The following is a 9,652-nucleotide window of genomic DNA, read 5'->3' as shown; positions in this document are numbered from 1 at the left end:
ATACCAATTCCGTTAATTTTGTGATCTAATATGGACTCTTAAAAGGAGTCCTTATGAAGCATGATTTTCCGAGTCTGATTAATTCCACATCCAATGCTCGGCTTAGAATGCGTTATTTATCCGTTTCTCATTTTGTTGACGGTAAAAGTCGCACTCAAATAGCTAAGTACCTTAAAGTTAGCAGAGTAAGCGTCAATAAATGGGTCAAAGCATATCTCGACAATGGTCTTGAAGGACTTCAAGAGAAACCACATTCAGGTAGACCTCATCGCCTAACAGACGAACAAAAGTCACAACTCAAAGAATATGTTATCGAACATGCCGTAAATGAGGCTGGCGGTCGTCTTCAAGCGAGAGACATTGGGCTCTATATAGAAAGCAACTTCAATACATCCTATAAAAAGTCAGCGCTCTATCAGTTATTACATGACATAGGCTTGAGTTGGATTACTACTCGTTCCAAACATCCTAAGCAGTCAGTTGAAGCTCAAGAAGCTTTTAAAAAAATTCCCAATCGAAACGATCCTTAAGATCCCTGGTCACGTCCCCTTAAAAGATGTTCAAATATGGTTTCAAGACGAGGCTAGATTTGGTCAACGCAATACAACAACGCGAATATGGGCAGAGAAAGGTACGCGCCCTAGAGTAGTACAACAACAGCAATTTGAGTATGCATACCTTTTCGGAGCTGTATGTGTCACGACAGGAGAAGCTGAAGCTATAGTGGTTCCCCTTAGCAATATGGAAGCAATGAAGGAGCAACTCAGATTAATTTCTCAAGCTACACCAGTTGGCAAGCATGCTGTTGTGATCATGGATCAAGCGAGTTGGCACCAAAGCTATCTTGCAGATGAATTTGAGAACCTTACGATAATTCATATCCCACCTTATTCTCCCGAACTAAACCCTATAGAACAGGTATGGAGTTGGCTCCGTCAAAATGAAGTAGCAAACAGGTGCTTAGAGTATGCATACCTTTTCGGAGCTGTATGTGTCACGACAGGAGAAGCTGAAGCTATAGTGGTTCCCCTTAGCAATATGGAAGCAATGAAGGAGCAACTCAGATTAATTTCTCAAGCTACACCAGTTGGCAAGCATGCTGTTGTGATCATGGATCAAGCGAGTTGGCACCAAAGCTATCTTGCAGATGAATTTGAGAACCTTACGATAATTCATATCCCACCTTATTCTCCCGAACTAAACCCTATAGAACAGGTATGGAGTTGGCTCCGTCAAAATGAAGTAGCAAACAGGTGCTTMGAAAACTATGACGATATCGTAGAGACGTTATGTAGAGCGTGGAATCGGTTTTGTGAAGATAAAAGCAGAGTGATCTCGCTCTGCTTTAGAGATTGGTTAAACTTGATAAGTTAATTAACGGAATTGGTATTATTTGCGATATACATAAATGAAAAAGGGAAGAGCACTGACGTGCTCTTCCCTTTTTTGTATTGAAACCAACGACTATTGGTCCCTTAAATACTTTCCTTCTGCAACTTGCCAGAACGCTCGAATTAGAGGGTTATCTAACTGTGCTCGCTTGCAGCAAACACCCAATTCAAAGGGTTTGATGGGTTCTATCTTTAAACGGTCGACCTTATCTCTTACTGGGCTGTTGTTAATTACCACATCAGGCGCAATACCCACTCCACAGCCTAGTGCGACCATACTTACTATCGCCTCATGGCCAGAAACTTGGGCGTATATGTTGGGCTTTATCTTCATCTTTTTGAACCATGCATTTGCACGTTCACGCGCTGTCCCCGCTTCAGGGATTATAAAGGGCACTTCATTCCAGTTTGGCTTCTCGGACTGAAGTTGCTGACTAAAGCTACTCACACCTGATGGGATGATGACGGATAGTGGTATATCGCTAATCGTTTCAAATTCTAATCGTGAAGGCAGGATATCCGGCTTCGCTGAGATAGCAATATCCGCTTCATCATTTAAGATCTTGTCGATAGATTGAGCCGGATCTCCCGTAGATAGTTTGAATTCGATGTAAGGATGAATGGCCCTGAATTCAGTAATCAGTTCTGGTAAGTGGCTGTAGCTAGCGGTCACGGAGCAAAATATACGGATTTCACCTTTCAACTCCTGCTCTCCGCCTTTTAAATGAAGGTTATATTGCTGCCACTCCCCAACAATGCTCAATGCCACAGGCAATAGGTGCTTCCCTGCTGGTGTGAGATCAACACTACGGTTGTCCCTGATAAGCAGCTCTTGCCCTGTTTCCTCTTCAAGTTTCTGTACCTGACGGCTTAACGCTGAAGGGCTGACGTGCATAGCAGCAGCGGTTTTGCTGAAACTCTTGCTATCACATAAATGTATAAATAATTGTAGAGATTTTATGTTCATGTTCTGCGATCGTTTCCATGTTGCATTTATTGCAATAACTAATTGTGAATATATCACTTTCAGCAACGGAGTGTCTGTTTTAGTATGAAGTCATTCGATAGAGAGATATCGACCTTACGGACTTATTTTTAAAGGAGTGCCCTAGAATGGCTAACTATTTCAATACATTAAACCTTCGTGAACAACTAGACCAACTAGGTCGTTGCCGCTTTATGGATCGTGAAGAATTTGCGACAGAAGCTGAATATCTTGAAGGTAAGAAAATCGTAATTGTTGGTTGTGGTGCTCAAGGCCTAAACCAAGGTCTAAACATGCGTGATTCTGGTCTAGACGTATCTTACGCTCTACGCCAAGCTGCCATTGATGAGAAGCGTCAATCATTCAAGAACGCTGACCAAAACGGCTTTGTTGTTGGTAGCTACGAAACGCTAATCCCTCAAGCAGACCTAGTAATCAACCTGACTCCAGACAAGCAACACACAAACGTTGTTGAAACTGTAATGCCTCTAATGAAAGAAGGTGCTGCACTTGGTTATTCTCACGGCTTTAACGTTGTTGAAGAAGGCATGCAGTTACGTTCTGACCTAACGGTTGTAATGGTTGCTCCTAAGTGCCCTGGTTCTGAAGTACGCGAAGAGTACAAGCGTGGCTTCGGTGTACCAACACTGATCGCTGTTCACCCAGAAAATGACCCTAAAGGTGAAGGTTGGGATATCGCTAAAGCTTGGGCTGCTGGTACTGGTGGTCACCGCGCAGGTTGCCTAGAGTCTTCTTTCGTAGCAGAAGTTAAATCTGATCTTATGGGTGAGCAAACTATCCTTTGTGGCATGCTACAAGCTGGTTCTATCGTATCTTACGAGAAGATGATTGCTGATGGCATTGAACCAGGTTACGCAGGCAAGCTTCTACAATACGGTTGGGAAACAATCACTGAAGCACTTAAGTTCGGTGGCGTAACTCATATGATGGACCGTCTATCTAACCCAGCTAAAGTTAAAGCGTTTGAGCTTTCTGAAGAGCTTAAAGACCTAATGCGTCCGCTTTACAACAAGCACATGGATGACATCATCTCTGGTCATTTCTCTAGCACTATGATGGCTGACTGGGCGAACGATGATGTGAACCTACTAGGCTGGCGTGAAGAGACAGGCGAAACGGCATTCGAAAACTACCCTGCTTCTGACGTAGACATCTCAGAGCAAGAGTACTTCGATAACGGCATTCTTATGGTTGCTATGGTTCGTGCCGGTGTTGAGCTAGCATTCGAAGCAATGACCGCATCAGGTATCATCGATGAGTCTGCTTACTACGAATCTCTACATGAGCTTCCACTAATTGCAAACACAGTTGCTCGTAAGCGTCTTTACGAAATGAACGTAGTAATCTCTGATACAGCTGAGTACGGTAACTACCTATTCGCTAACGTAGCAACACCGCTACTACGTGAGAAGTTCATGCCTTCAGTTGCTACTGACGTAATCGGTCGTGGTCTAGGTGAAACATCTAACCAAGTAGATAACGCTAAACTAATCGAAGTTAACGAAGCTATCCGTAACCACCCTGTAGAGTACATTGGTGAAGAGCTACGTAGCTACATGAGCGACATGAAGCGTATCGCTGTAGGCGGTTAATTCATCGCTTAGATACTGCGAATTTGTAGAAAAAGCAAAGCAGTATCAATAACTCCTTACTGGTTGGAGTTATGAATGAGCAACACAACATCTAATGAAAAGGCTTGGTCGCCGTTGACCAAGCCTTTTTTGTTTTTCAGAGGTGGGAATTGAGAGTACTTCGCGTTCCTGAGGATGATGGCTTTAAAGCTAAGTCATTCCCGAAAACAGCGAAGGAGCGTGGTCGGGAATCTCTCTTCATTATTCTGACTCGAATAAAAAAGGGCTGACGCTTTCACGTCAACCCTTCTATGTTTTCGCTGATAGCTTACTTGTCAGCAAGCTTAGCTTCTAGATCTGCTAGCTTCTGTTCCATTTCAGTTAGCTTCTGGCGTGTGCGCAATAGTACTTGAGTCTGAACATCAAACTCTTCACGGCTTACAACGTCTAGCTTATTCAGTTGGCCTTGGATAACTTGGCGAACCTTTTGGTCTACGTCTGAACCCAGTTCTTTCACTGGCTGAGGCATAGAGTCGTGGATCTGCTTAGCAATTTGCTCTAGTTTTTTTGGATCAAACATATCGATTAAAACTCCTGACTATTTATCACTATTCTATTTAATCACACCTGAGATGTCGCCTATCGCGTATAAAAAAAGGCCACCGAAGTAGCCTTTTTGAATGTTTTACGACTTAGCGATTACTTGTTGTCTGCTAATTCTCTGTGCGCTGCTTTTGCTTCATCGACGCGAGCTAGTTTTTCTAGGTCTTTGTCTTCAACAAATACAGGAAGAGGTTTGTGTTTTTCAGCCAGGTAGCTGTAAATCACAGGTAGTACAAACAGCGTAAAGATAGTACCAATCGCCAGACCAGCAACGATAACAATACCGATACTGAAACGTTGAGCAGCACCCGCGCCCGTTGCGTACATTAGCGGGATTAGACCTGCAATCATCGCAGCAGTTGTCATTAGGATTGGACGAAGACGAACCTTCGCAGCTTCCATTACTGCTTCAATACGTGTCTTGTGATGATGTAGCTGTTCTTCTTTTGCTACCTCACAGATCAAGATACCGTGCTTGGTAATCAGACCGACCAGCGTGATCAAACCTACTTGCGAGTAGATGTTCATCGTTGCCGCACCCCAAGCCAGAGCGATTAGGGCACCACAGATCGCCAGTGGTACAGATACCATGATAACCAATGGATCTTTCAGAGATTCAAATTGAATCGCCAGTACCAAGAAGATGATTGCCAGTGCTAGACCAAAGGTTGCGTAAAGTGCGCTACCTTCTGTTACGTATTGACGTGCTTCACCCATGTAATCGTGGTTGTAGCCACTTGGTAGCTTGTTCGTTGCCGTATCTTCAAACCATGCAATCGCATCACCCATCGCCGCGCCTGGAGCCGGTACTGCACCGATCGTAGCTGAGTTCAATTGGTTGAAGTGAGGAAGAGAGCGAGGCTCTGCCACAACATCAATCGTAATTAAACTGCCCAGTGGCACCGCTTTACCATCCGCAGCACGTACATAGTAGTTATTCATCGATTCAGGGTTCAAACGGAACTTACGTTCTACTTGAGGGATAACCTCATAAGAACGACCGTTTAAGTCGATACGGTTTACGTAGCCATCAGACATCATAGTACCAAGTGTGATACCAATATCTTGCATGGTCACACCGTATGCGCCCGCTTTGTCTTTATCGATGTGCACTTTCATCGTTGCTGAGTCGTAGTTCAGGTCAAGATCTGAGTAAACGAACAGCGGGTTTGATGCTACATCCGCTAAAATGTCAGTAGTGATTTGGAACAAGCTCTCAAAACTGTTTGGTGTTGTAATAACAAACTGAATTGGAAGACCTGAACCTGCACCTGGTAGTTCTGGCATTTGGAATGCAGTTACCGCCATTCCCGGAACATCTTTAACTAAACCACCAACGCGGTTTGCTACGTCTGATTGGCTCGCCTCACGCTCACTCCATGGAACCATCGATGCGATACCAAACGCTTGGTTTGCATTCGGCACACCGGTAAACACCTGTGCGTACGCTACTTCTGGCTGATCAGACAGAATCGCGTTTACGTCGTTCATGGTATTTTGCATGAAGTCTAAGTTCGCATTTGATGGTGCTGTACCCATCAGCATGATTACACCTTTATCTTCAGAAGGTGCTAACTCACTTGGGATAAACTTAAACAGCATCGGCAAGCTGGCAAATACGATAACCGCAAAGCCAATGAATACCGGGCGATGGTTCATTACCGCACCAAGCATACGCTCGTAACGGTTAGTCATACCATCCAGTACGCTATGTACCTTTTGTTCAAACTTGCTTGGCTCTGCGTGAGCTTTCAGCATTTTTGAACACATCATTGGCGACAGCGTTAATGCCACGATACCGGATACAAATACTGAACCGGCTAGGGTTAGCGCAAACTCTTTAAATAGCGAGCCTGTGATACCACCCATCATCGCGATAGGAGCGTATACTGCGCCTAGCGTTAACGTCATTGCAATTACTGGTACCGCGATTTCACGCGTACCGATGATTGCAGCACGGAAAGGGGATTCCCCGAGCTTGATATGTCGATCGACGTTTTCGAGTACAACGATCGCATCATCTACCACCAGACCGATAGCGAGTACCATTGCCAGTAGCGTCATCAGGTTCCAAGAGAAGCCCATCGCCTGCATTACCATTGCTACACCAATTAGCGATAGCGGGATAGTAACGATTGGGATAAGAACTGCACGGAATGAACCAAGGAACAAGGTAATAACGATCAGTACGATTAATGCCGCCTCAAGGATGGTCTTGATAACCTCTTGAATCGATTCGTTTATCGCAATGGTCGAGTCATACATCACGTTCATTGAGATGTTGCTTGGAAGGTTCTTCTCTAATTGAGGAAGAAGTTCAAGTACGTCTGCTGCAATGTTGATTGGGTTCGCACTTGGTGCCGCGTTAATCGCAGCAACAACCGCCTCCTGACCATTGGCACTTGCACGGTAAACATCGTGGCTCTTCTCTAGAGAAACCTTAGCGATGTCAGATAGGCGAATAATTTCACCTTCACCACTTCTAACGACTAAGTTTTCTAACTCTTCTGTGTTTGATACTTGCGTATCAGCACTGCCGTTATAAAGAACAAATTCACCAGTAGCTTGACCTGTCGCAGATTGGTAGTTGTTCGCATCCAATACCGCCATCACGTCAGTTGCCGTTAGGTTTACTGCCGCCATTTTTGATGGATCTAGCCATACGCGCAGTGCGTATTTCATACCACCGTATAGGTCAACTTTCGATACACCGTTTACCGTAAATAGCTGCGGGTTGATTACACGCTCTAGATAATCGGTAATTTGGCTCGACACCAACTCATCACTAGTGAAACCAATGTAGAGTACCGCCGTTGTTGAACCGGTCGACATGGTTACGGTTGGATCTTCCGCTTCTTTTGGAAGCTGAGAACGAACCGAGTTTGTCTTGGCCAGTATGTCAGACAGCGCTGCATTCGGGTCGGTGTTCAACTTCATGTTCACGGTAATCGTAGAACTACCAAGTACAGAAGAAGAAGTCATATAGTCGATGTTATCCGCTTGGGCCACAGCCTGTTCAAGGGGCTGGGTGATAAAGCCTTGGATAAGATCGGCACTTGCACCGTAGTAACTCGTGGTCACGGTTACGACGGTATTCGTCATTTCAGGGTATTCACGCACCTGCATTTTGAAGATTGCTTGTAAGCCAAGCAGCGCAATCAAAAAGCTGATGGATACCGCTAGAACTGGACGTTTAATAAAAACATCAGTAAAGCGCATTGTGCCTCCGGTTACAGCATAGGTGTTTCAGATGGTGGTGTGATTGCATCACTTTCCACAACCTTAACTTTGGCACCGTTACTTAGACGTACTTGGCCAGAAGTCACAACGGTATCGCCCGCTTTCACACCTTCAAGGATGTGGGCGATATCAGCAGTACGTTCACCTACTTTTACAACATGTTGAGTAACGCGTTGAACGCCGTCTTCTTCAGTTAGGATGTAAACATTGTCGCCGTATAGAGTGAAAGTAATCGCTGTTTGAGGCAGAGTTACTTGGTTCTCTAATTTAGGCAGAATGATGTTAGCGCGAGCGAACATGCCGCTACGAAGCTTGCCATCATTGTTTGGAATGTCTGCTTGAACTTGAATAAGACCACTTTGCACGCTTACTGCAGGTTCAATTGCGCTGATAGAGCCCTCAAATGGGATTTCAGGGTAAGCGTCAACGAAGATATCAACTGCTTGACCCACCCTGATGCGAGAGATGTCAGTTTGAGAAACCGTGAAGCGTAGGCGCATAACACTGGTGTCTTCTAGACGAACAATATCAGTACCTGATTGTAAGTATTGGCCTAGGTAAACATTGCGGATACCAACGGTACCATCGAATGGTGCGCGAATTTCGCGACGATCGATAGACGCTTTTAGACTTTCAATATCAGCTGAAAGAGAGAAGTAGTTCGCTTCTGCTTCATCGTAAGCTTCTTTAGAAATAGAGCCTTTCTTGAATAGACCCTGGTAACGCTTGTACTTAGCTTTTGCTGCAGGTAAGCGAGCTTCAGAACTCTTAAGGTTCGCTTTCTCTACGTCTGAATCAAGGCGAACGAGTAGTTGATCGCTCTTAACTTCAGTACCTGACTCAAAAGAAATTTGGTCGATTACACCGCTCGTTTCGTTTGCTAGCGTGACACCTTGGTTTGGTTCAATGAAGCCGATAGCTTCAATCACCGGAACCCAATCGATCGGCTGAACTTCAGTAACCGTTACTGGAAACTCTGGTTCAGGGCGGTTTGCCATGTACTCAGCAATTTTTTGTTGTTTGAACATGTTGAACCCAATAACGCTGCCGAAAAGTAATACAGCGATGAGTAACATGAAGAAAGTCCACTTTTTCATTATGGTCAAAACTCCGATCTAGTGTTTAATTATTGCATCCCAACTGGCTTCTATTGCAGCTTCTAGTGCTGCCTCATCGAGTTGGTAAAATCCTAAAGAATGCTTTCGCGCTAGAGATACACTAGCCGCTAAGCTCAAGCCGCTTAATACTTCATTATGAAGCGGTTTAAACAATCCTTGCTCTTTACCCTCATTAAATAGCAGCTCAACTTGGGCAAACATTTTGCGTTCAAGTTCCCTGAAGTTTAGGCTATTTGTGATGGGTAGAGAGTCATACTGAACTCGATTTTTAATCGCAGCTAAGTTCGTTCCCGCTAAGTTCCATATGTTGAGCCACATGGTTCTGTAGCGTTGCTTTATTGGATCCGAATCATTAACTCCGTCCTGTACAGCATCTGCTACGCGTTGTGTTACGAGCACTCGAACGTCATCGATCAAGTGATCCTTATCATCAAAGTAGCGATAGATAGTGCCTGCAGCCACTCCCGCTTCTTTTGCTAGTTTTTGCATTGAAAGGCCTTGAAAGCCGACCTCCGCAATTAGCTTCTCTGCTGCAGAAAGTATTTGTTGGCGTTTATCCTGAGGTGCATGAGTAGTCATATTTACATCACCGATGAATGAACGTTCATTCATTATAGCCTAAGAACCATACACATGTGCAACAAAGTTTTTCATAAATGACGTAAAATTCTTGTAGAAGAGAACGTAGCATTCGTGATGTTGCAGCATTATTATAGGCGCGCA

At 44.5% G+C, this 9,652-nt stretch carries 6 protein-coding genes and 2 pseudogenes; 3 read left to right on the top strand and 5 right to left on the bottom strand.

Features of this window, described 5'->3' with window-relative positions:
- Positions 1-53 precede the first annotated feature (53 nt).
- A pseudogene (locus L1D22_RS07085) lies at positions 54-960 on the top strand (IS630 family transposase); the annotation flags it as partial.
- 24 nt (positions 961-984) lie between these two features.
- Positions 985-1,374 (top strand): annotated as a pseudogene (locus tag L1D22_RS07080) (transposase); the annotation flags it as partial.
- A 90-nt stretch (positions 1,375-1,464) separates the two neighbouring features.
- Here L1D22_RS07080 and ilvY read toward each other — a convergent pair.
- Positions 1,465-2,358, bottom strand: coding sequence for an HTH-type transcriptional activator IlvY (gene ilvY / locus L1D22_RS07075; protein WP_239829192.1), 894 nt, complete (start codon positions 2,356-2,358; stop codon positions 1,465-1,467).
- A gap of 146 nt (positions 2,359-2,504) precedes the next feature.
- Here ilvY and ilvC point away from each other — a divergent pair, with 146 nt between their 5' ends.
- On the top strand, positions 2,505-3,989 hold the full coding sequence (gene ilvC, locus L1D22_RS07070) for a ketol-acid reductoisomerase (RefSeq protein WP_239829191.1): 1,485 nt from the start codon (positions 2,505-2,507) through the stop codon (positions 3,987-3,989).
- Positions 3,990-4,296: 307 nt separating this feature from the next.
- On the opposite strand, the gene L1D22_RS07065 is transcribed toward ilvC, so the two are convergent.
- The 4 genes from L1D22_RS07065 to L1D22_RS07050 all read right to left on the bottom strand — a co-directional run bounded on the left by L1D22_RS07065 (position 4,297) and on the right by L1D22_RS07050 (position 9,508).
- Positions 4,297-4,548 (bottom strand): accessory factor UbiK family protein, encoded by a 252-nt coding sequence (locus L1D22_RS07065; protein ID WP_032551009.1) that lies wholly within the window; start codon positions 4,546-4,548, stop codon positions 4,297-4,299.
- Positions 4,549-4,667: 119 nt separating this feature from the next.
- Entirely contained in the window at positions 4,668-7,790 is a 3,123-nt protein-coding gene (locus L1D22_RS07060) for a multidrug efflux RND transporter permease subunit (RefSeq protein ID WP_239829190.1), read from the bottom strand.
- Positions 7,791-7,801: 11 nt separating this feature from the next.
- Complete coding sequence (locus L1D22_RS07055; RefSeq protein WP_239829189.1) at positions 7,802-8,908, bottom strand: efflux RND transporter periplasmic adaptor subunit; 1,107 nt, start codon at positions 8,906-8,908, stop codon at positions 7,802-7,804.
- Positions 8,909-8,926: 18 nt separating this feature from the next.
- Positions 8,927-9,508, bottom strand: a complete 582-nt coding sequence (locus tag L1D22_RS07050; RefSeq protein WP_198596934.1) for a TetR/AcrR family transcriptional regulator — start codon at positions 9,506-9,508, stop codon at positions 8,927-8,929.
- Positions 9,509-9,652: the final 144 nt, after the last annotated feature.

It is taken from the genome of Vibrio sp. Isolate34 (genome assembly GCF_022397915.1).
In the GTDB taxonomy this organism is placed as follows: domain Bacteria; phylum Pseudomonadota; class Gammaproteobacteria; order Enterobacterales; family Vibrionaceae; genus Vibrio.
Note: the sequence above shows the minus strand (reverse complement) of the source record. Positions and strands in the feature narration are given on the sequence as shown.

What these genes read in the sequence shown, in the direction of transcription:
- L1D22_RS07050 (WP_198596934.1), bottom strand. Translation starts at nt 9,508, where the DNA reads ATGACTACTCATGCACCTCAGGATAAACGCCAACAAATACTTTCTGCA.
- ilvY (WP_239829192.1), bottom strand. Translation starts at nt 2,358, where the DNA reads ATGAACATAAAATCTCTACAATTATTTATACATTTATGTGATAGCAAG.
- L1D22_RS07060 (WP_239829190.1), bottom strand. Translation starts at nt 7,790, where the DNA reads ATGCGCTTTACTGATGTTTTTATTAAACGTCCAGTTCTAGCGGTATCC.
- L1D22_RS07055 (WP_239829189.1), bottom strand. Translation starts at nt 8,908, where the DNA reads ATGAAAAAGTGGACTTTCTTCATGTTACTCATCGCTGTATTACTTTTC.
- ilvC (WP_239829191.1), top strand. Translation starts at nt 2,505, where the DNA reads ATGGCTAACTATTTCAATACATTAAACCTTCGTGAACAACTAGACCAA.
- L1D22_RS07065 (WP_032551009.1), bottom strand. Translation starts at nt 4,548, where the DNA reads ATGTTTGATCCAAAAAAACTAGAGCAAATTGCTAAGCAGATCCACGAC.